The sequence below is a fragment of the Streptomyces sp. LUP47B genome (assembly GCF_001746295.1).
In the GTDB taxonomy this organism is placed as follows: domain Bacteria; phylum Actinomycetota; class Actinomycetes; order Streptomycetales; family Streptomycetaceae; genus Streptomyces.
Genome location: NZ_MJAH01000003.1, coordinates 403,663 through 424,225, shown reverse-complemented (window position 1 = coordinate 424,225; position 20,563 = coordinate 403,663). Strand labels below are relative to the sequence as shown.

Annotated in this window: 16 protein-coding genes; 6 read left to right on the top strand and 10 right to left on the bottom strand. The window is 70.8% G+C overall.

Going from position 1 to position 20,563, the window contains the following annotated elements; genetic code table 11:
• Positions 1-17: 17 nt before the first annotated feature.
• The 3 genes from BFN33_RS12410 to BFN33_RS12400 are packed head-to-tail and all read left to right on the top strand — an operon-like array spanning position 18 to position 3,974.
• Positions 18-2,450, top strand: a complete 2,433-nt coding sequence (locus BFN33_RS12410; RefSeq protein WP_069760000.1) for a GNAT family N-acetyltransferase — start codon at positions 18-20, stop codon at positions 2,448-2,450.
• On the top strand, positions 2,447-3,421 hold the full coding sequence (locus BFN33_RS12405) for an LLM class flavin-dependent oxidoreductase (protein ID WP_069759999.1): 975 nt from the start codon (positions 2,447-2,449) through the stop codon (positions 3,419-3,421). The genes BFN33_RS12410 and BFN33_RS12405 overlap by 4 nt, the downstream gene beginning before the upstream one ends.
• Before the next feature lie 31 nt (positions 3,422-3,452).
• Complete coding sequence (locus BFN33_RS12400; RefSeq protein WP_256122733.1) at positions 3,453-3,974, top strand: PaaI family thioesterase; 522 nt, start codon at positions 3,453-3,455, stop codon at positions 3,972-3,974.
• A gap of 465 nt (positions 3,975-4,439) precedes the next feature.
• Here BFN33_RS12400 and BFN33_RS12395 read toward each other — a convergent pair whose 3' ends face one another.
• The 3 genes from BFN33_RS12395 to BFN33_RS12385 all read right to left on the bottom strand — a co-directional run bounded on the left by BFN33_RS12395 (position 4,440) and on the right by BFN33_RS12385 (position 8,189).
• Positions 4,440-5,591: an acyl-CoA dehydrogenase family protein gene (locus tag BFN33_RS12395; protein WP_069759998.1), complete on the bottom strand. Its 1,152-nt coding sequence runs from the start codon at positions 5,589-5,591 to the stop codon at positions 4,440-4,442.
• 189 nt (positions 5,592-5,780) lie between these two features.
• A complete protein-coding gene (locus tag BFN33_RS12390) occupies positions 5,781-6,845 on the bottom strand; it encodes a zinc-binding dehydrogenase (RefSeq protein ID WP_079140788.1) in 1,065 nt (354 codons plus the stop codon).
• A gap of 483 nt (positions 6,846-7,328) precedes the next feature.
• Positions 7,329-8,189: an MBL fold metallo-hydrolase gene (locus BFN33_RS12385; protein ID WP_069759997.1), complete on the bottom strand. Its 861-nt coding sequence runs from the start codon at positions 8,187-8,189 to the stop codon at positions 7,329-7,331.
• Positions 8,190-8,495: 306 nt separating this feature from the next.
• Here BFN33_RS12385 and BFN33_RS12380 point away from each other — a divergent pair, with 306 nt between their 5' ends.
• The gene (locus BFN33_RS12380; protein WP_079140787.1) at positions 8,496-9,131 is read left to right on the top strand and encodes a CGNR zinc finger domain-containing protein; all 636 of its coding nucleotides are present in this window, start codon (positions 8,496-8,498) and stop codon (positions 9,129-9,131) included.
• Between the two features lie 284 nt (positions 9,132-9,415).
• On the opposite strand, the gene BFN33_RS12375 is transcribed toward BFN33_RS12380, so the two are convergent.
• The 4 genes from BFN33_RS12375 to BFN33_RS12360 all read right to left on the bottom strand — a co-directional run bounded on the left by BFN33_RS12375 (position 9,416) and on the right by BFN33_RS12360 (position 13,840).
• Positions 9,416-10,546: a cell wall metabolism sensor histidine kinase WalK gene (locus tag BFN33_RS12375; protein ID WP_256122732.1), complete on the bottom strand. Its 1,131-nt coding sequence runs from the start codon at positions 10,544-10,546 to the stop codon at positions 9,416-9,418.
• Between the two features lie 22 nt (positions 10,547-10,568).
• Positions 10,569-11,273 carry a response regulator transcription factor gene (locus BFN33_RS12370; RefSeq protein ID WP_069759996.1) on the bottom strand — a complete coding sequence of 235 codons (705 nt, stop codon included), beginning with the start codon at positions 11,271-11,273 and terminating at the stop codon, positions 10,569-10,571.
• Positions 11,274-11,573: 300 nt separating this feature from the next.
• Positions 11,574-12,725: an amidohydrolase family protein gene (locus tag BFN33_RS12365; protein ID WP_069759995.1), complete on the bottom strand. Its 1,152-nt coding sequence runs from the start codon at positions 12,723-12,725 to the stop codon at positions 11,574-11,576.
• A gap of 515 nt (positions 12,726-13,240) precedes the next feature.
• Complete coding sequence (locus tag BFN33_RS12360; protein WP_069759994.1) at positions 13,241-13,840, bottom strand: TetR/AcrR family transcriptional regulator; 600 nt, start codon at positions 13,838-13,840, stop codon at positions 13,241-13,243.
• A gap of 144 nt (positions 13,841-13,984) precedes the next feature.
• On the opposite strand from BFN33_RS12360, the gene BFN33_RS12355 reads away from it, so the two are divergent.
• Positions 13,985-14,779, top strand: coding sequence for an alpha/beta fold hydrolase (locus BFN33_RS12355; RefSeq protein ID WP_069759993.1), 795 nt, complete (start codon positions 13,985-13,987; stop codon positions 14,777-14,779).
• Positions 14,780-14,864: 85 nt separating this feature from the next.
• On the top strand, positions 14,865-15,236 hold the full coding sequence (locus BFN33_RS12350; protein WP_069759992.1) for an antibiotic biosynthesis monooxygenase: 372 nt from the start codon (positions 14,865-14,867) through the stop codon (positions 15,234-15,236).
• A gap of 59 nt (positions 15,237-15,295) precedes the next feature.
• Here BFN33_RS12350 and BFN33_RS12345 read toward each other — a convergent pair whose 3' ends face one another.
• Genes BFN33_RS12345 through BFN33_RS12335 form a run of 3 tightly spaced genes read right to left on the bottom strand, consistent with a single transcriptional unit; the run spans position 15,296 to position 20,554 of the window.
• Positions 15,296-16,957 carry a (2,3-dihydroxybenzoyl)adenylate synthase gene (locus tag BFN33_RS12345; protein ID WP_069759991.1) on the bottom strand — a complete coding sequence of 554 codons (1,662 nt, stop codon included), beginning with the start codon at positions 16,955-16,957 and terminating at the stop codon, positions 15,296-15,298.
• Positions 16,947-19,004 carry an acetate--CoA ligase family protein gene (locus BFN33_RS12340; protein WP_069759990.1) on the bottom strand — a complete coding sequence of 686 codons (2,058 nt, stop codon included), beginning with the start codon at positions 19,002-19,004 and terminating at the stop codon, positions 16,947-16,949. The genes BFN33_RS12345 and BFN33_RS12340 overlap by 11 nt, the downstream gene beginning before the upstream one ends.
• On the bottom strand, positions 19,001-20,554 hold the full coding sequence (locus tag BFN33_RS12335) for an FAD-dependent monooxygenase (protein ID WP_069759989.1): 1,554 nt from the start codon (positions 20,552-20,554) through the stop codon (positions 19,001-19,003). Before BFN33_RS12335 ends, BFN33_RS12340 begins: the two co-directional genes overlap by 4 nt.
• Between the last annotated feature and the right edge of the window lie 9 nt (positions 20,555-20,563).

Genomic DNA, 20,563 nt, shown 5'->3' with positions numbered 1-20,563 from the left:
CCGACGGAACCACTCCGGTGACCACTCCCCCGTACCCCTCGTATCCAGAAGACCTGGAACGGCCCGGACTCGTCAGGACCGGCCGGTCGACCTTCGTCCGGCCCATCCGGCCGGAGGACGCCGACCGCCTGGTCGCCTTCGTCGGCACCCTGTCCCGGGCCACCCTGGCCTACCGTTCCCTCGGCCCGGTGGTCCGCGCCCGCGACGACGTCATCCGGCGCGGCGCCCACGTGGACTACCTCAACGAGCTGGCGCTCGTCGCCCTGGCCGGTGACGAGATCGCCGGCCTGGTGCGCTACGTCCGCGACCCGGAGGAACCGGAACACGCCGAGGTCACGTTCACCATCCGGGACGACCACCAGAGCGAGGGGTTCGGCAGGCTGCTCCTGGAGCACATCGCCGCCGCCGCTCGTGCACGGGGCATCCGGGTGCTGGAGGCCGACGTCCTCGCCGACAACGCCCGGATGATCAACGTGTTCCTCGGCTCGGGCTACCGGATCGAGGCCGGTCCGCCCAACCAGATCATCCACTTCGAGATCGCCGTCGACCCGCAGGCCCAGGCGGTGGCCCGGGCCGAGCGCCGGGAGCACACGGCCATACGACGCTCCCTGCGGCCGCTGCTCGAACCGCGCTCGGTCGCCGTGATCGGCGCCAACCGCGACCCCCTGACGATCGGCCACGAGATCGTCGCCAACCTGCTGCGGGGCGGCTTCGCCGGCAACGTGTTCCCCGTCAACCCACGGGCCGAGCAGATCGCCGGAGTGCGGGCCTATCCCAGTCTCCGGGACCTTCCCGAGCCGCCGGACCTGGCGCTGGTGGCCGTACGGGCCGAGGCCGTGCCCGGTGTCGTACGCGAGTGCGCGGACGCCGGCGTCAAGGCGGTGGTCGTCGTCTCAACGGGCTTCGGGGAGACGGGAGTCGACGGACGAGTCACCGAACTGGAGCTGGCCCGCTTCGCCCGTGCCTCCGGAATGCGGCTGGTGGGCCCGAACTGCATGGGCGTGGTCAACACGACCCCCGCGGCGCGACTGGCCGCGACCTTCTCGCCCGCCCTGCCGACTGCCGGCCGGGTGGCGATGTCCAGCCAGTCCGGGCCGCTCGGACTCGCGGTGCTCGACTTCGCCCGGCGGCTGCGGCTCGGCTTCTCCGGCTTCGTGTCGGTGGGCCACGCCGTCGACGTGTCCACGAACGACCTGCTCCAGTGGTGGGAGGAGGACCCAGGCACCTCGGTGATCCTCTTGCACGTGGAGACCTTCGGCAATCCGCGCCGGTTCGCCCGCGTCGCCCGCCGGATCGCCCCGCGCAAACCGATCGTCGCCGTCCACCCGGGCCACGCGGATTCTGCGGTGAGCTCGCTGTTCGCCCAGTCCGGCGTGATCCGCACCCGCAGTCTCCAGGAACTGTTCGACGTGGCCCTGCTGCTCGCCCACCAGCCTCCCCCGCCCGGCAACCGGGTGGCCGTGATCACCAACGCGGGCGGCCCGGCGGCGCTGACGGTCGGAGCGTGCGAGGCGAGCGGACTGTGTGTGCCCGCGCTCGGTGAGCGCACCCGGCAGACGCTGCGTACGGCCCTGGCGCCGCGCGCCGACGTCGCCAACCCGGTCGACCTGACCCCGATGGCCACCGCCGCGCACTACCGGCAGGCCCTGGACGCCGTCCTGGCCGACGACGACATCGACGCGGCCGTCGTGCTGTTCATGCCGCCGCTCGCGGACAAGCCCGACGAGGTGGCGTCTGCGATCCTCGACGCGGCCGCGGCCCGGCCCGACAAACCGGTGGTGGCCAGTTTCCTGGGCGGCGCGGGAGTCGCCGATCTCCTGCACCGGGGCGACCTGGTGGTACCGACGTACACGTTCCCCGAGGCGGCGGCCACCTCGCTCGGACACGCGGCGGCCTACCAGGCCTGGCGCAGCACCCCCGCGGGCGTCGTGCCGGACCTGACGGGAGTCGACGCCGAGCGCGCCCGGTCGCTGATCGCCTCCTCCGCCCCCGGCCAGGTCCCCGCCCCGGTCGCCGCCGAGCTGCTCGCCTCGTACGGTATCGCCGTACGCGGGGGTGAACCGGGCCCCGGACCCGACGCCTTCCTCACCGTCCGAGCCGACCCGGTCTTCGGCCCGGTGATCGCCTTCGGCCTCACCGGGGACTACGCCGACCTCATGGCGGACGTCGCCCACCGCGTCACCCCCCTCAGCGACCGCGACGCCCGCGAGATGGTCCGCTCACTGCGGGCCGCCCCGCTGCTGGACGGCCGGACCGGGGGCCCGGGGGTGGACCTCGCGGCCCTGGAAGAGACCGTCCTGCGGATCTCGGCGATGGTCGAGGACCTCCCCGAGATCGAGGCGCTGGAGCTACGCCCGGTACGGCTGCTGCCGCCCGGGGACGGAGTGACCGTCGCACACGCGACGATCCGGCTGGCGGACAACACAGCAACAGCAGGAGGTTCCTCGTGAAGGTGGGCATCTACTTCGATCTGCGCAACCCGCCGCCTTGGCGGCAGAGTTGGTCGCGGGTCTACGGGTTCGCCCTGGAGATGTGCGAGGAGGCCGACCGGCTCGGCCTCGACTCGGTCTGGTTCTCGGAACACCACGGTTTCGAGGACGGCTATCTCCCCCAGCCGCTCACCATGGCCGCCGCGGCCGCCGCCCGCACCCGCCGGATCCGGCTGGGCACCGCGGTCATCCCCGCACCACTGCACGCGGCCCCCGAGATCGCCGAACAGGCCGCGCTCGTGGACATCATCAGCGACGGCCGCCTGGACCTCGGGCTCGGCACCGGCTACCGGGTGCCCGAGTACCAGCTGTACGGCGCCGACCTCACCAAGCGCTACAGCACGACCGATCAGCGGGTACGGGAGATCCGCGGCCTGTGGGCCGAATCCCTGGTCACCCCGGGCCCGGTCCAGGACCCGCTGCCGATCTGGCTCGGCTACCAGGGCCCGCAGGGCGCCCGCCGGGCCGGCCGGCTCGGTACAGGGCTCCTCTCGCTCAACCCGGCACTGCTGACTCCGTACCGGGAAGGGCTCGCGGAGAGTGGGTACGACGTGTCGGCGGGCCGGATGCAGGGTTCGTTCACCACGTTCGTCACCGAGGACCCGGAGGCCGACTGGCCGCTGGTCCGCAAGCACCTGTCGTACCAGTGGGACAGCTACCGCCGCTACATGGTGGAGGGCACCGACACGCCCGCCCCTCGCCCCATCGACCCCGAGAAGTGGCGGGAGACGGGGCTGAGCGCGACCGGCGTCGGTCAGTTCCTGTACGGCACTCCGCAGGACGTCGCCGATGCCATCAAGGCGTACGTGGCAGGGTTGCCGGTGGAGGGCGTGTTCCTGTGGGCCTCGCTGGCCGGGATGCCCGAGGAGACAGTGGCCCGGCAGGTCCAGCTGATCGCCGGGAAGCTGCGTCCACTGCTTGCCGATGTCTGACACGCCGTTGCCCGACAAGAGGAGCCACACCATGTCCACTGCGTCACCGACGGGCCCCTGGGCCGGGGCGGACTTCCAGGAGCCGCCCCGCACCCCCGGCGGGGTGGCCCTGTGCGGGGCGTGCCGCGCCGCCGGTTCCTGCCGGCTCGGAGTGGAGCACGAGCGGCTCGACGAGGACGGGTCGGCGCGGTTCGAGCTGTCCTGCCCGCGAGACCAGGAGGGCGGGCCCGATGTGGCGCACGGCGGCTGGACCGCGGCGGTACTGGACGACTGCCTCGGTCATCTGCCGCTGCTGCACCGGGTGTTGAGCGTGACGGCGGAACTGACCGTGAGCTTCGTGAAGCCGGTGCCGGTGCAGCGGCCGCTGGAGGTCCGGGCCTGGGTGGAGAAGCGGGAGGGCCGCCGCTGGTACATCGCCGGCGAGATGGTCCTGATGCCGACCCGGGCCGTGCTGGCCCGGGTCTCCGGGATCTGGGTAACCCGGGACCAGGGCCACTTCGCCCGCCACCAGGAGTGGCTGGCGGGCCAGGACGGCGAGGCTCGGAAGGGGTAGTCGGCGGGCCGGGGTGACGGCGTCTGTAGGCGCTGGGGCCCATCGGCGGCGGGCGGGGCCCAGTAGGCCCCGGGTCCCGTGGCCGGGGGGGCGGGGCTCTGTGAGACCTGGGCGCCATCGCGGGGAGCGGGGCCCGGTCCCGTCACCAGCCGGCGGGGCGCAGTAGGACCTGGACTCCGTCACCAGGGGCGGGCGGGGCTCAGTAAGACCTCAGCCGCATCGCCGGGGAGCAGGTTCCAGTAGGACTCGGACCCCCTCACCTCGGGGCGGGGCTCAGCAGGACCTGGACCCCGTCACCAGGGGCGGGCGGGGCTCAGTAAGACCTCAGCCGCATCGCCGGGGAGCAGGTTCCAGTAGGACTCGGACCCCCTCACCTCGGGGCGGGGATCAGTAGGACCTGGACTCCGTCACCAGGGGGCGGGCGGGGCTCAGTGAGACCTGAGCCCCTTCACCGGGGAGCGGGGCTCAGTAGGATCTGAGCCCCATGCTGCGGGCTATGCCGTTGCGCTGGATCTGGCTCGTGCCCCCGGAGATCGTGGCCACGATCGACTCCCGGTAGCGGAAGCTCATCACGCTCTCGGTCGAGAAGCCGTGCCCCGCGCAGACCTGCATCCCGAGCCGGGCGGCCGCCACGTACGTCTCCGAGCCCTTCAGCTTCGCCATCGAGCCCTCCCTGGTGCACGGCTTGCCCTGCGCGAGCAGCCAGGCCGCCCGGTAGGCCAGCAGCCGGGCGGAGTCGATCTCGGTCTGCAGGTCGGCCATGGCGTGCGCGAGGGCCTGGAAGTTGCCGATCGGCCGGCCGAAGGCGTGCCGGTTGCGGGCGTAGTCGAGCATCTCGTCGAGCGTGGCCTGCGCGGCGCCCAGATAGCCCCCGCTGATGATCACCTTCTCCAGCTCGATGTTGGAGAGCATCACCTTCCAGCCCTCGTCGCGCGGGCCGACGAGGTTCTCCTTCGGCACGAGGGCGTCGTTGAAGAAGACCTCGTTGGTGCCCAGGATGTGCCGGGCCAGGGTCGGCGTCCGGCGCACGTCGACGCCCTCGGTCGCGGGATCGACGAGCAGCAGGCTGATGCCGCCGTGCTTGGGCTCGCGGGGCCCGGTGCGCACGTATGTGGCGATGGTCGTGTCGGGCAGACCGCCACCCGTGCACCACGCCTTCTGACCCCGGACGAGGAAGTTGTCCCCGTGGTCCTCGGCGGTGGTGCGCAGCGCCGCGGCGTCGGACCCGCTGTCCGGTTCGCTGAGACCGACGGCGAGCCGGTGGCGACCCGTCATCACCTGCTCGCGGATGAAGTCCCGCTGCGCCTCGCTGCCCCACCGGAACACCGTGATGCCGGGGATGAGCACCCCGATGTAGCACATGGCGACGTCGAAGCTCGCCCGCCCGAGCTCCTCGGCGATCAGGATGAGTTCCAGCGGTCCGCCACCGTCACCGCCCTCGTCCTCGGCGAACGGGAGCGAGAACCACCCGAGGTCGGCCATGCCCCGAAACAGCTCGGGCGGTACGACGCTCTCCTCGTCCCACTGCTTGGCCTTCTCGGCCGGACACACGTCGGCGACGAACTTCCGAGCCGTCGCACGCAACAGGTCCTGCTCGTCGGTCAGCCCGAAGTCCACGGCCACTCCTTGCCAGTACTAGGCTATTCATCTATCTAATTGTTCTATGTTAGCTGATAGGAAGCGGCGGTAGTACTGCCGGACCACGGCTACCTGCGCACCGGTTCCCGGCGGCCGGGGAAGTGGCCGGGTTCCACCAGGTCACGGGCAGTCCGCAGACGCCGTAGATCCGCTGGTGTCGGTTGGAGCTCAGGGCAGGAGGAGTACCTTGCCGGTCTGCCGGTGGCTTTCCAGGTAGGCGTGGGCTTGCGCGGCTTCTTGCAGGGGGTAGGAGCGGTCGATGATCGGGGTGATCTTCCCGGCCGCCAGCAGCTCCAGGCACAGTTGCTGGTCGCGCAGGGTGGCGCCGCGCACGCTGGCGACCTTCACCTGCCGGCCGATGAGGGCGAGTGCGTCCAGCTCGAGGCGGGATCCCTGGTCGGTGGGTGTGCCCAGGACGATGACCGTGCCACCGAGCCGTGTACAGGCGAGGGAGAGCTGGAAGAAGTCGTTGCCGCCGACGCAGTCCCAGACGGCGTCGGCACCAAGGCCGTGCGTCAACTCCCGTACCTGTGCGGGCAGTCGGGGGTCGGTGGAGTGCACGATGTGGTCGTAGCCGAGCCTGCCGAGCGCTTCGTCGTGGTCGGGCTTGGTGGTGGTGCCGATGACGGTGGCGCCGCTGAATTTCGCCAGTTGTGCGCAGGCGATCGCCATTCCCCCGCTGGCGCCGGTGACGACCACCGTGTCGCCGGGGCCGACGGGTGCTTGGCGCGCGCAGTTGAGCGGGGTGGTGTAGGTCCACATGGTGGCTGCGGCCGTCTCGTAGTCGACGCCGTCGGGGATGGGCAGGACGGCGTCCTGGCGGCGCACGACGTACTGGGCGTATCCGCCGAAGACCTGGTGTCCGGGGTAGGCGGTGTCGATGCACAGGTTTTCGAGCCCACGCACGCACAGGGCGCAGTTGCGGCACGGCGGGTGCGGGAGCTGTACCGCCCGGTCGCCGAGGCGCCAGCGGGTGACGTTCTCGCCGGTGGCGACGATCTCACCGGCCGCGTCCCGGCCGAGCTGGAACGGCAGCGGCCACGGCGGCCGTCCCGGTAGAGGCTGCGGCAGGTTGCCCGCGCGGTAGCGCAGGTCCCAGCTGTTGACGGCCGTGGCGTGCACGCGGATCAGAACGTCGTCGGGGCCGACCTCGGGGATCGGCGCCTCGATGTACTTGAGCACCTCGGGCCCACCGTGTTCGAACAGGCGGACCGCCATCATGGTCTGTTCCACTCTCACGTTCCTTCAGATCGCTACGCAACTCATCGCAGGCTCCGCACAGCCGCCCACACCACACCGGCTCCGGAGACCGGCGTGCGCGAGCGTCGCCGCGCAGGATCCCCGGGTCCACTTGTCTCCGGAGGGACGAGCACACCCAGCAGGACGGAACCGGACGGCGCGATGTGAACCGCCGTAGCAGCCACCAGGCAACTGCCGCCTCATAAAACCCGTACCACTCCGGGTATGAAGCTTCCATGAAGCCGGGCGCTCCCTCACCGAGACCGTCGGGACCTACCGATTCCGAGCCCGGGCAACGGAGAAGCCGGCGGCGAGCAAGGGTTCTGCAGCCGGCCGCCGCCGACTCGGCGGTCCGAACTGTTGGCGCAGACAGACATGCCTGCGGCTCCTCGGTCTCCGCGAAACGCAGGACCTCGGAGCCGCCGACAGGGGATGTGGGCCACGCTGTCATTTCGCCAGGCGCGGCGGTGTGGGCTGTCAGGTGCCGAACAGCTGAAGGGCGCTGAGCCAGATCGCCCACGGGTTCACACGCTCGGGGTAGCGCTGCTTCATCGCGTTGAAGTATTCCGCGGGGCTCGTGGACTGCTCGAGGACGGCGGCACCAGCGTCGAGATAGCGCCGCGTTTCGTCGATGTCCGATGCGGGATTTCCGCGTTGGACATCCTTGTGACTGGCCACCACGAACCGTGGCTTCAAGGCGGCTACCTTGTCGAGGGCCCGGTGCCACGCGTCCAGGCCGCCGTCTCGGCCTTCTCCGAGGTACTGGTGCACGTTGTTGTAGACGACGTCACCGGCTATGACCAGGTCCAGTGAGGGCACGTGCAGCACGCTGGTGTCGTCGGTGTCGGAGTGGCCGACCTCGTGCGCGAAGAGCTCGTGCCCGTCGAGGAGGAGTCCGTCGGCGGGGAACACGGAACCCTGGACAGTCAACGGAGGCTCGGGAAGGGCGTCGCCGAAGATGTCCCTGTAGACACCGGCGAGCACTCCACCGGGTGTCTGGCGGGCGATACCCGCGAGCACCGCGTCGCTCGCCACAACCGTTACGTCCGGGAACCGGCGGAGCAGGTAGTTCGTGGTCGCGAAGTGGTCGAAGTGCGCGTGGGTCACATAGATGTAGCGCAGCGCCACATCGTGGCTCTCCACCCACTTGATGAGCCTGTCGGCCTGCCCGCGTGTGACCGGCGGGTCGGTCAGCAGCGCCTCGTTCGTTCCGTAGATGAGCGTGTGGGACATCGATGACCAAAGCGACGGCCCGTCGTCCGGCCTCGGCGGAGCCGCCACCGTGACCGGCTCCATGTCCGAGACGAAGACCTCATAGCGAAGATCGGTGCTGCTCATCAGATTCCTGCCCGCCCGCCGGCCGCCGCGGGGCTCTCCCGCCGCGGGAAATGCTTGCCGTACTCGGTGCCGGCGAAGTGCATCGCGACACCGTCCTCGACCACGCCGCTCGCTGCGGATGCGGGCGCATCGCCCGTCCGCCCCAGGGCGGTATTCCCTCGGTCCGGATAAGTGATCACAGTCAATCCTCTCGATCGTCGTGACATAACCGTATGACTGACACCTCTGTCATTGCCAGGCCGGATGCTCCATTTCTCCGTAGGGTGGCCGTCAGCCTGGCGCATGCAAAACGTGTACACTTATGTCATGGAGGAGCACGGGAAGGACGGTCCAGACATCGGCGCCGGGCACGCGGGCGGCGACGGCAACAGTCGCTTCGGCGTCGCGGTGGCACCCGGCGAGCTGCGGATCGTTCAGGACCTGCTGAACACCGCTTCCATCCGGAGGGCCGGCGGCGATGTCCCGGACCTCCTGGACGCGCCGGATACCGCGGCACGGTGGCTGGACACCTACGGGGTCGCGGGCGACAGCCCGGGCGTGGGCGATCTCCGGACGCTGCGTGACGCGATACGGCGGTCGTTGGTCGAGCGCGACCACGGCCCGGATCGCGACGACGGCGACAGGCAGGCAGCCGTCGAATCAGTCGCCCGCCTTCGGCTCGAAGCAGACGGATCCGTGAGGCTCGTGCCGGGCTCGGTGGGCATTCCCGCGCTCGGCCAACAGGTGCTCCTGGCGATCTACGACGCCCAACTCGCTGGAACGTGGCGCCGCTTGAAGCTGTGCCGTAATCCGCTGTGCGCGGTGGCCTTCTGGGACAACTCCCGCAACACCAGCGGTGTCTGGCACGACGTGCGGACCTGCGGCAACGTCGCCAACCTACGGAAGTCGCGTGCGCGACGCGGGCGGCCGGGCCCGAACCTTCCGACTGGTCGCCCGGACTAAAGGGTCCTGCAGAAGCCGTGTCGGTGAACTGCCGTCACTGGTCACGCCGTTGGAACCTGATCGGGCTGAACACGTGCATCCGGTGGGAGTACCTGCCGCAGCAGCTTGGCTTCTGTTCGGGCATGAACTACCGGCGGCGCCTGGCGGCTTGGAACAAGAAGGAGGCCGCTGCGGGAACAGCGGCCGGCCGGCCGTAGGGCGCGGCCGCCTCCTCCTGATCCGAGCGTCGCCGACCGTCTCATGCGCCGCGACGTGTTCGTCACCGCCGCTCCGCAGTCGATGGGTCAGGGAGAGAACGGAGGCAGGCCGCCCCCGGGAACGTGATCCTGCGGTAGCTGCAAGGTGATCGTCGCTCCCTTGCCCAGGCCGGCGGATTCCGCGGTGATGTCTCCGCCGTGGGCTCGGGCGATGCCCCGGGCGATGGTCAGGCCGATGCCGCTGCCGCCGGCGGCTGCGGGTCGGCCGGGATGCTCAAGGCGTTCGAAGCGGTGGAAGATGCGCTCCCGGTCGTGTTCGGCGATGCCGATGCCGTCGTCCATGACGCGGACGATCACACGGCGCGCGGGAGACGGTTCGGCGTGCACGGACAACGCCACATGTCCCTGTCGATCGCATGCGGCCAGTGCGTTGCCGAGCAGGTTCACCAGGATCTGCGTGATCCGGTCCGGGTCGCAGAAAACGGCCACGGGTGTGTCGGCGTCAACGACGAGGGTCACCATCTGGTCGTCGTACTGAGGACGCAGTCGCTCGGCTGTGCTCCGAGCCAGCATGGCCACGTCGGAGGGTTCGCGGCGAAGGTCGAAGGCGCCCTCCTCCGACCGGGACAGGCTGGAGAGGTCGCCCGCCAGGCGCTGCAGCCGGTCGAGGTCGTCGGCGAGAGAGGCGAACATCGCCTCGTCCGGGGTGAAGATGCCGTCGGCCAGGCCCTCGATCTGGCCGCGAAGGATGGTGATCGGGGTGCGCATCTCGTGGGCGACCTCGGAGATCAGCCGGGCGCGGCGGCGCTCGGTGTCGGCGAGGGCTGCCGCCAGGGTGTTGACGTCCTCGACCAGCGCTGCCAGGCCCGGCTCGCTGGGAAGTTCGAGGACGTCGTCGTAGTGCCCCTCGGCGAGCCGGCGCGTGGCGGCGCGCACCCTGTCGAGCGGACGCAGCAGAAACCGGGACAGGGCGACGGACGCCGGGAAAGCCGCGGCCCCTCCGAACAACAGGCCGACCTGCAGGACCACGTCGCCTTGGATGTCGGCAAAACCGAGCCACACCTCGATCAGCGCGCTGATCCCCGCCATGGCCGCCAGTGCCAGAAGGAGCACCATGACGTGCGAGAGCACCAGCCGGTTGCGGAGCGACAGACGTTCCTTGATTCGGCGCAGCCGCGCACGAGACCGGTGGTAGACCGGAAAGCGGGAGCCAGGCATGGGTGGGTGTCCTTCCCGGCCGCTAGGCGGGGCGCCCGATGAACCGGTAGCCGATGGTGCGGACGGTGCCCACGAACCGGGGTGCGCCCGCGTCGTCGCCCAGCGCGCGCCGCAGGGTGCGGATGTGTACGTCCACGACGCGCTCGTCGCCGAAGAAGTCATCGCCCCACACCTGGGCCAGCAGACCGCGCCGGGTGAAGACCCGCCCGGGGGCACGGGCCATCGCGGACAAGAGATCGAAGTCGAGAGCGGACAGCTCCACCGTCCGGTCGGCATCGACCAGCACGGTCCGTGTCTCGGGATCGACCGTCAGTCCCTCGAAGCGCAGCACGCCGTCCTCGTGGTCCGCCGCCGATCGGCTGTCGGTGCGCCGCAGGATGGCGCGGACGCGCAGGGCCAGTTCGCGGGGGCTGAACGGCTTGGTGACGTAGTCGTCGCTGCCGGTGGTGAAGCCGATCAGCCGGTCGACCTCCTCGTCCCGGGCGGTGAGCATGATCACCGGGATCTGGCTCGCCTCCCGGATGCGGCGCAGGACCTGGAATCCGTCCAGGCCCGGAAGCATCACGTCGAGCACCACGAGGTCCGGCCGGTCGCGGGTGACCGCCCGCAGGGCGGACGGCCCGTCCGCGGCTTCGATGACGTGGAACCCGTCCGCCTCCAGGTAGCCGCGCACGGTCATGCGGATCTTGGGCTCGTCATCGACGACCAGAACCCGCTGCGTACCCATCGTGCTCGCTTTCCAGTGCCGGGGTGAGAAGTGGGAGGGGGAGGTCGTCACGGCCGCCGCGGGGACAGCGGCGGCATGGGGGCAGAAGGCCTCGAATGCCGCCAGCGTACGGCGTCTGTCGTGGCCGGCGCCGCTCTGGTCGGGCCGGCAGCCGGGGGTGGCCCAAGAGGTTCTCCGGCAGGAGTGCTTCGGTCCGTCGATGGCCTCCTCGTCACCCGGCACCGGCCTTTGCGCAGAGCCCCGCCCGCGCCCCTCGGCCGGGCAGCGGGGGCGGGCCGGGCCGGCGTACGGACGCGCGGTTCAGTGAGAGGCGGCGCGGCGTATGCGCGCCTTCAGCTTCGGGAACTGCTCAAGCGCGTTGGTCCGCTCGAGAGCGATCCGCTGGCGCCGGTTGTAGATCTCGTCGACGGTCGGTTCGGGGTCGCCTGCCTGGAGAAGCGGCAGGCTGCCCTTGAGGAAGGGCATGGTCTCGACGTTGTCGGCCGCGTAGAGGTGGCGGGTCGCCGGCCAGTCGCTGCCGAACATGATGTGGTCGGCGGGCACGAGGGACGACAGCGGCTGCAACTGCGCGGCGGTGAACGCCTGTGCGTCGTCGAAGTAGAGCCGCTTGATGTACTTGAGGGGGCCTTCCGGCAGCACCTCGTTGAACGGCGGGAAGGCCGAGTGCCGGGTCGCGAGCCGGTAGGCCAGGAACGGCAGCGCCCCGCCGGAGTGCGTGAAGTGCCAGCGGATGTTCGGGTAGTCCCGCAGGACACCGTTGTAGATCAGGCTCGTCATCGCACGGGTCGCGTCGAAGGTGTACTCGAAGACGTTGTTCCCGGCCGGGATGTCGGGGCCGAAGCAGAGCTTCGGAGCCGGGTTCACCTCCGGACCCGTCGGGTGGACGTAGACGTAGGCATCCCGGTCGTTGAGGATCTCGTACAGCGGTGCGAAGGACGGATCCCCCAGGTAGGTGCCCTGGTAGTTGGTGAGCAGGCAGATGCCGTCGAGGTCCAGTTCGCCGAGCGCGCGGTCCACCTCGGCCACCGAGCCCTCGATGTCGGGCATCGGGGTGACCGCGAAGATCCCGAACCGGTCGCCGCGGGTCCGCACGAGGTCGCGGGCGTAGCCGTTGACCGCGCGGGCGGTGGCGCGCCGGTCGTCGACCGGGCCGACGGTGACCTGAAGGTCGCCGAAGGACAGGACGCTGGCCTGGATCCGGTACTGGTCCATGAAGGCCAGGTGCCGGTCGACCGACCACGGACCGTACGCCCCGGTGATGGCGCCGAGGAGGCCGTAGCGCTTCAGGTAGTCGTTGTACACGTCCGGGGAGTAGTGCGCGTGGGTGTCGATACGCCAGTTGCCCTTCGGCAGCCCGGGGTCGGACGCTGCCGCCTCCGGACTGGCCATGGCCGTGGGGACCGTGGCCGCGGCCGCCGTGACGAGCGCCGCGGCCGATGCCCCTTCGATCATCCTTCGACGCGAGATGTTCCGTCGCAGGTTCATTTCCCGGTTCCCCTCTTCATGCTGTGTGCGAGTCAGGTCGTGTGTGCGTGCGTCACGGCGCCGTCGACAGGCCGGCAGGGCCTGCGCAGAAGGGCGATGGTCCCCGCGGCGCTCTCTCCTCGGACGGACGCGCGGCGAGGCCGATCAGGGAGCGCAAGGGGCCAAGTCACCCCTCGGAAGGGGCTGTTGTCGCCAACAGGTTGATCCAGCGCTCAGGCGTGGACGCCGGCCGGCAGTCGGCCGTGGAGCGACCCCGCGAGCAACGTCGCCGGGCCCCTCGTCGCACAGGTTGGCTGCTTCTTCATGCGGCACGTCATCGCCGACCTCGTGCCCGGCGGGCTCCACCTGCCTGGCCGACCCCAGCCGCAGGAACGCGCCGCACAACAGGGTGATCAACGATTACGTGCATGACCACCAGACAACAGCCGCCTCATAAAGCACCTACCAGTCAGCACATGAAGCTTCCATGAAGCCAATGACTGCTACTGGGAGTCCCGCGCTACGTCGGCATGCTGCAGCGTGGTGAGCCATTGGGCCACGACGGCGTCGATGAAGGCGTCGGTGACCTGGCCGCGGTCGAGGAAGAGCCGGGCGAGGACGGGCCCGTACAGGAGGGTGAACTCGTCTTCGCCGATCTGGACGCCGGCAGGCTCCAACAGCCTGTTGAAGCCGGCGTGGCGGTCCTCGCCGATGCGGACGAGCGCCCGGGCGCTGTCGGGGTCATGGTCGGCCTGGGCGGTGACGGCCAGGGCCGCGGCTCGTACGGCCGGCACGCTGACGCCGGCGCGCAGGCTCTTCAGCCAGGCGGTGGCCACCTCGCGGACGTCGCTGCCCGGTTCGGGGTAGGTACCGAGGTCGGGCCCTTCGAGGACGAGGTCGAAGAGGAGCGCGGCTCGCGTGGGCCAGTGCCGGTAGAGCGTCTGGCGGGTGACGTCCGACCGCTCGGCCAGCAGGGCGTAGGTCAGCCCGGCCGGTCCGACCTGAGGCAGCAGTTCCCGCGCGACGGCCAGCACGCGGTTGCGGGTGCGCTGCACGCGTGGGTTGCTCTGGGTCGGCTGTCGGCGGTGGAGGGGCTGCTTCATGCCGCCACCCTACCGGCACATCATACGGCGCGTGTGATTGACGTCACAGGCCCGAATCATACGTAGCGTGTGATAGACCTGAGGAAGTAATCACACGCCCTGGATGATTCTCGTGTGTCGACGCATTCGAAAGGCAGACATGCCATGTCACCTCGCAACCTGACCGCACCCACGTTCGCCCGCACTCGCCTCGGCTCCGGCCCCGGCCTGCTCCTCGCCCACGGCGCCGGCAGCAGCCTGGCCGGCACCTACGGCCCCGTCCTGGAGGCCCTCGCCGCCCGCCACACGGTCGTCGGCATCGACTACCCCGGCAGCGGCGACACCCCCCGCTCCACCACCCCGCTGTCCGTCGACGACCTCGCCGACCAGCTCGTCGCCGCCGCCGACGCCGAGGGCATCGACCACTTCGCCGTGTCCGGCTACTCCCTCGGCGGCCCGGTCGCCGTCCGCGCCGCCGCCCGCCACCCCGAGCGCGTCACCGCACTCGTCCTGACCGCCGCCTTCCCGCACCGCGACAACCGGCTCGCTCTCGCCTCCTCGGTCTGGAGCAAGATCGCCGCGTCCGGCGACCGCGAACTGCTCGCCGAATTCCAGCTCATGGTGGCCCTCGGCACCCAGGCACTGGAGTCCATGCCGGCCGAGCAACTGCGGCAGACCCTCGGCTACGTCGCCGCCGGTGCGGCCGACGGCAGCTCCGAGCAGACCGACCTCGTCGGCCAGGTCGACGTCCGGGACGACCTCGCCGGCCTCACGGTGCCCACCCTGGTCGTCTCGACCACCGACGACCGGCTCGTCTCCACCGACCTGCACCGCCGGCTCGCCGAGGCCATCCCCGGCGCCCAGCTCGCGGAGATCGCCACCGGCCACCTGCCGATGCTGGAGCGGACCGAGGAGTGGCTGCAGCTCATCACCGACTTCCTCGACAAGCACCACGCCTGACCGCAGACCACGGGCGGGGGCCACAGGACCCGGCCCCTCACCCGAACCGATCACCACTCACCGCACGCGAGTTCATGGAGGAATCATGCTCAGCTTCGGCCACCTCGACGAGTCCACCCACTTCCACGACCAGCAGAAAGAGAAGGCCGGCCCGGTCACCATCATCAACACCTTTGTCGCCCCGGAGGGCAAGGAGGACGAGGTGGTGGCCGCCTGGACGGACGACGCGGAGTACATGAAGAAGTCGGGAAGCCTGCTCTCGGTGCAGCTGTACCGGGGCATCGGTGGCAGCCGGCTCTTCACGAACGTCGCCGTCTGGAAATCCACCGAGCACCTCCGTGCGGCGCTCGGCACGCCGGAGTTCGCCTCGCACCTGGCGGGCTACCCGGCCGGCACCGTCGCCTACCCGCACCTGTACCAGAAGTTCGCGGTCGAGGGCATCTGCGAAGGGGAATGACGACCGCTGACGGGCCGGCAGGTTGCTCGAAGTGCCGGCGTTGACGGCGGCGAGCGCCGTCACACCACCTCCACGGAGTCTTCCGTGCCACGGACGACACCCCTCAGGCGCTTCTTGTCGATCTTGCCGACCTTCGTCAGCGGCAACTCCTCCACGACGAGCAGGTCTTCGGGGAGCTTGTATCGCGCCACCTGCATCGCGGTGAGGGCGGCACGGACCGATTCGAGGGTCAGGTGGGTCCCCGGTTCGACGACCACGACCGCGCACACCCGCTCCCCCAGGTCGGGGTCGGCCTTCGCGACGGCGGCGACACGGGCGACACCGGGCAGGCGGTAGATGAGGTTCTCGACCTCCTCGGCGGAGATCTTCTCGCCGCCCCGGTTGATGAGGTCCTTGTCTCGTCCTTCGACGACGAGGTTGCCCGACGGGTGCAGCCGTACGACGTCACCGGTGCGGTACCAGCCGTCGGGGGTGAACGCGCGGGCGTTGTGCTCGGCGGCCCGGTAGTAGCCGCGCGGGGTGTACGGGCCGCGGGTGAGCAGGGCGCCCATCTCGCCGGGCGGGACCGGGTCGTCGGAGGCGTCGACGACGAGGATCTCGTCGTCCGGGCACATGGGGCGCCCCTGCGTCTCGATCTTGATGTCGTCGGGGTCGTCGAGGCGCGTGTAGTTCAGCAGCCCCTCCGCCATGCCGAACACCTGCTGGAGCGTGCCGCCGAGCGCGGGTTCGGCGCGGCGGGCGACCTCCGGCGCGAGACGGGCTCCGCCCACCTGCAACAGCCGTAGAGCCGGCGGGGCGGGGTGGCGGCCGGAGGCCACCGCTTCGATCCAGCGCTGGACGACGGCCGGTACGGCGGCGGTGGCTGTCACGCCCTCGGCGGCCATCAGCGGCAGAACCTTGTCGGGGTCCGGGGTGCGGGCCAGGACGACCCGTCCGCCGTTCATGAGGGTGCCCAGGATGCCGGGACAGGCCAGGGGGAAGTTGTGTCCGGCGGGCAGCGCCACCAGGTAGACGGAGTCGGAGCCGAGGCCGCAGACCTCGGCGCTGCGGCGCGCGTTGTACTCGTAGTCGTCATGGGTGCGGGTGATGAGCTTCGGCAGTCCGGTCGTGCCGCCGGAGAGCAGGAAGACGGCGATGTCGCCGCTGTCCGGGGCGATCCGGTCGAGCCGCTCCCGTGCGGCGACCGGGTCGTCGGCCGGTTCGGCCAGGGCGCGCAGATCCGTGGCGTCGATGCCTGCCGTGCCACCCGCGACGAGCAACAGCCGAACGCTCGGGGTAACTTCGGCGACGTCTCGCCCCAGGGCCTGGTGGTCGAAGTCGCCGAGTCGGTCCGGTACGGCGATCGAGGTGACCTCGGCATGGGCGGCCAGGTAGCGCAGTTCGTGACCGCGGTGCGCGGGCAGCGCCATCACCGGAGCGATTCCGGCCCGCAGACAGGCAAGAGTGAGTGTGACGAACTCCCAGCCGTTGGGCAGCTGGACGAGCATCGCGTCACCGGGGTGAAGACCACTGTCCAGTAGTCGGCACGCCAATCCGTCGGCTCGGTCAATGAGTTGACGGTACGTCAGGCGGGTGTCGCCGTCCACGACGGCCACCGTGTCGCCGTAGGCCTCGGCCCATTCGTGGAGGTACGAGCCGAGCGGCCTGCCACGCCAGTGGCCGGCCTCGCGGTAGCGGTCGGCCGCCTCCTTGGGCCAGGGCACGAATCCCTCACGCGTCATCGGATCCTCCTTGATCCCGGGGGTCACGCAGCAGCAGTACGGCGTCGAGCGCGACGACGTCGCCGTCGGGCAGGACGCGCAAAGGGTTGATCTCGCACTCGGCCACGGTGTTGTCGGCGGCGAGGGAGGCCAGGGCGAGCAGCACGTGGGTGAGTCGGGCGCGGTCGACCGGGGTGGCGCCGCGCGCGCCGAGGAACATCTGGCGGGTGGCGAGCTCGTCGAGCATCGCGTGGGCCTCGTGCGCGGACAGGGGCGCGAGACGCAGGGAGATGTCGCCGAGCATTTCGGCGGCCGTGCCCCCGGCGCCCAGAGCCAGCACGGGGCCGAAGACCGGGTCTCGGCGTATGCCGACGATGAGTTCGGGTCCCGCGGGGGCCATCTGTTCGACCAGCAGCGCGGGGCTCGCGGGCATACGGACGAGGGCTTCGTCGAGCTCGTCGTGCGTGCGGATGCCGACCTGGACCCCACCGACTTCCGTCTTGTGCAGGATCTCAGCGTCGAGGATCTTCACGACGACCGGTCCGTCGAGCTCGTCGAGAGCCGCGTGCGCCTCGGCGGGGTCGGCACACGCGCGCCGTACGGGCGTACGAATGCCCAAGTCGGCGAGGACGCCCTTGGCGGTGTGCTCGTCGACCGGGCCCGGCGGGGGGAGGGTGGGGGCGTCGGAGGCGGTGACGACGGCCTCCAGCCGGGCACGGGCGGCCGCATCCTCGACGAGGGCGCGCACCATCGCCGATCCGGAGGCCGGCGTGGCCGCGCAGGGAATGCCGGCCTCACCGAGTTCCCGGCGGGTCCGCCGCGCCTGCTCCACGGGTCCGCCGACGACGGCGACGAGCGGAGTGGCCGTACGCGCGGCGGTCAGTGCGACCGGGAGGTCCACCGCGGTGGGTTCCAGCAGCCCGTACACGGCTGTGACGTCGATGCCGGGGTCCTCCGAGACGCGCTCCACCACCTGCGTGAGGACGGGCGAAGGGCGGCCGGTGTCGACGGGGTTGTTCAGATAGGTGAGGGCCGGGAGCAGCTCGCGCAGCTCCTTCACCGTGCGTTCGACCAGCGGGGGAACCTGGATGCCGTGGGAGCGCAGGTCGTCCGTGAGCAGCAGTCCGGGCCCGGCCTGTGCGGTGACCAGGCCGATGCCCGGGCGGGGGTGGGCGGGGAGCCGTACCCGGCTGAGCGCGGTGACGGCGTCGACGAGGTCGCGCTCGTCGTCGACGAGGACGGCTCCGGCCTGGCGCAGGGCCGTCCTGGTCACGCGCCAGGAGGTGGCCAGGGCACCGGTGTGGGAGCGGGCGAAGTCGCCGATGTCGCTGCGGCCCACGACCAGGGCCACCACCGGGACCCGATCGGTCAGGCGGCGTACCGCCTCGGTGAGGCGGCGGCCTTCCGCGGCGGTCTCCACGTGCAGGGCGACGGCCCGTACGCCCTCGTCCTCGGCGAGGTGGCGCAGGACGTCGCCCTGGGTGACGTCCAGGCTGTTGCCGAGGCCGACCCCGAGGCGCAGGCCGACGCCGGCCTCGGCGAGGGCGAAGGCCAGCGCGTGGTTCACGCCGCCGCTCGCGGCCACGACCGCCACCGGGCCCGGTTCCAGGTCGGCCACGCCCGGGACGAAACTGGCCGTGAGTCGTCGGTGAGGGGCGAGGAAGCCGGAGGTGTTCGGCCCCAGGATCCGGATGCCGGTGTCCCGCACCACCTCGGCCAACGCCTGTTGGTACAGCGCACCCTCACCGCCGGCTTCGGCGAACCCGCCGGCGCACACGAGTGCGGCGCGGGCACCGACGGCCGCCGCCTCGCGCAGGGCGTCGGCGGTCACGGCGGCAGGAATGCAGGAGACGACCAGGTCCGGTGTGATGCCGTGGGCCTGGGCGGCCGCGGCGACGGTCGGGAAGAAGCCCCGATCGGGGTCCGGGCGGCCGGCGTTGACCTTCATCACCGGTCCCGGGAAGGAGGACAGGGAGTCGGTCATCGCCGCGCCGAGCTTTCCGGGCGTGGCGGAAGCGCCGAGCACGGCGATCGCTCGGGGTGCGAACAGTGGGTCCAGGGCGGTCACTTGGCGCCTCCGACGAGGTCGGCCCGGCCGGACAGCAGGAGCGTGGTCGCGCTGTCGTCGTCGTACGCGCCGATGACCGCGGCGGGCAGGCCGTGTGCGAACCGGGCCTCCTCCGCGATCAGTACGCGGGTCAGCGCCGTGCCGCCGCATACGCCGATGAGCGGGGCGCCCGATTCCGCGGTCTCCCGCACCTGGTCGAGGGCGAGCGGCAGGCCCTCCTCGGTGTCCGGTGCCTCGATCCACACGCCCGCCCCGGACGCCTGACCGCTGAAGGGGACCATGGGGATGTCGGTGCCGTCGGTCCCGGTCAGAAGACCGTCACCGGCCGTAACTCGGCGCGACGGGAGCCGGAACGGCCCACCGCGGAAAGGTGTCTCCAGGGGCGGCGTCTCGTGGCGTTGCCGCCACCATCCGTCGACGCGGTCCACGTACGCCGCGTCGCGCACGGCGAGTTTGCCGCGCGGGATGCTGCGGGTGAGGAAGTGGAAGGCGAGCTGCGTCGGATCGTCGAGCGTACGGACGTAGCGGCCGAAGTGCTCCCACCAGGACAGGCTGGGCCGCGCCGAGTTCTGGATCTTCTCGACCTTGGGGCGGCGGCGCTCCTCGTAGATCTCCAGCGCCTCCGGCACGCTGTGCGGCGCCTGTCCCAGGGCCTCGGCCAGCGCGACCGCGTCCTCCATGGCCATCTTGGTGCCGGACCCGACGGAGAAGTGCGCGGTGTGCGCGGCGTCGCCCAGCAGCACCCACTTCCCGCGCCGCCACGAACGGGCCCTGCGAGTCGCGAAGTTGGCCCACCGGGAGTTGTTGCCGACCAGCGGGTGCCCGTCGATCTGTTCGCGGAACAGGTCTTCCAGGTAGCTCTTGCTCTTCTCGTCGCTCAGGCCCGGCGGCGCCGAGGGATCGAAGGCGTCGAGTCCGGCCTTCGCCCAGGAGTCCGCGTCGGTCTCGACGATGAAGGTGCTCAGCGAGTCGCTGATCGGATAGGCGTGCGCGGCGAAGACACCGTGCGGGCCGTCCTGATGGACGAAGGTGAGCCCGTCGAACATGTACGAGGTGCCGAACCAGATGAACTTCGCGCTCGCCACCTCGGCTGCCGGTCCGAAGTCGTCGGCGAACAGGGTGCGGAAGCGGCTGTTGGCGCCGTCGCACACCACGACCAGGTCGAAGTCGTCCAACTCGGCGGGATCGCGGACCTCGTGCTGGAAACGCATCCGAACGCCCTCGGTGCGCGCCCGTTCCTGCAACAGGCTCAGCAGCGTCTTGCGTACGACAGCCGCCATGCCCATGCCGCCGACGCGCTCCCGTGCGCCGTGCACGCGGACCTCGATGTCGTCCCAGTGCCGGCCGTGCTTCTCCAGCGCCTCGCTGAGGACGGGGTCTGCGGCGTCGATGGCGTCGAGGGTGGCGTCGGAGAAGACCACTCCGAAGCCGAACGTGTCGTCGGGGCGGTTGCGTTCGAAGACCACGACCTCGGCGTCGGGCCGGTTCCGCTTCAGCAGCGTGGCGAAGAACAGTCCTCCGGGACCCGCGCCGATGCAGGCAACTCTCATTGTCTTTCC

Coding starts and splice junctions, on each gene's coding strand:
- BFN33_RS12345 (WP_069759991.1), bottom strand. CDS start 16,957: ATGACGCGTGAGGGATTCGTGCCCTGGCCCAAGGAGGCGGCCGACCGC.
- BFN33_RS12365 (WP_069759995.1), bottom strand. CDS start 12,725: ATGATCGAAGGGGCATCGGCCGCGGCGCTCGTCACGGCGGCCGCGGCC.
- BFN33_RS12380 (WP_079140787.1), top strand. CDS start 8,496: ATGGAGGAGCACGGGAAGGACGGTCCAGACATCGGCGCCGGGCACGCG.
- BFN33_RS12335 (WP_069759989.1), bottom strand. CDS start 20,554: ATGAGAGTTGCCTGCATCGGCGCGGGTCCCGGAGGACTGTTCTTCGCC.
- BFN33_RS12350 (WP_069759992.1), top strand. CDS start 14,865: ATGCTCAGCTTCGGCCACCTCGACGAGTCCACCCACTTCCACGACCAG.
- BFN33_RS12375 (WP_256122732.1), bottom strand. CDS start 10,546: ATGCCTGGCTCCCGCTTTCCGGTCTACCACCGGTCTCGTGCGCGGCTG.
- BFN33_RS12355 (WP_069759993.1), top strand. CDS start 13,985: ATGTCACCTCGCAACCTGACCGCACCCACGTTCGCCCGCACTCGCCTC.
- BFN33_RS12385 (WP_069759997.1), bottom strand. CDS start 8,189: ATGAGCAGCACCGATCTTCGCTATGAGGTCTTCGTCTCGGACATGGAG.
- BFN33_RS12360 (WP_069759994.1), bottom strand. CDS start 13,840: ATGAAGCAGCCCCTCCACCGCCGACAGCCGACCCAGAGCAACCCACGC.
- BFN33_RS12400 (WP_256122733.1), top strand. CDS start 3,453: ATGTCCACTGCGTCACCGACGGGCCCCTGGGCCGGGGCGGACTTCCAG.
- BFN33_RS12370 (WP_069759996.1), bottom strand. CDS start 11,273: ATGGGTACGCAGCGGGTTCTGGTCGTCGATGACGAGCCCAAGATCCGC.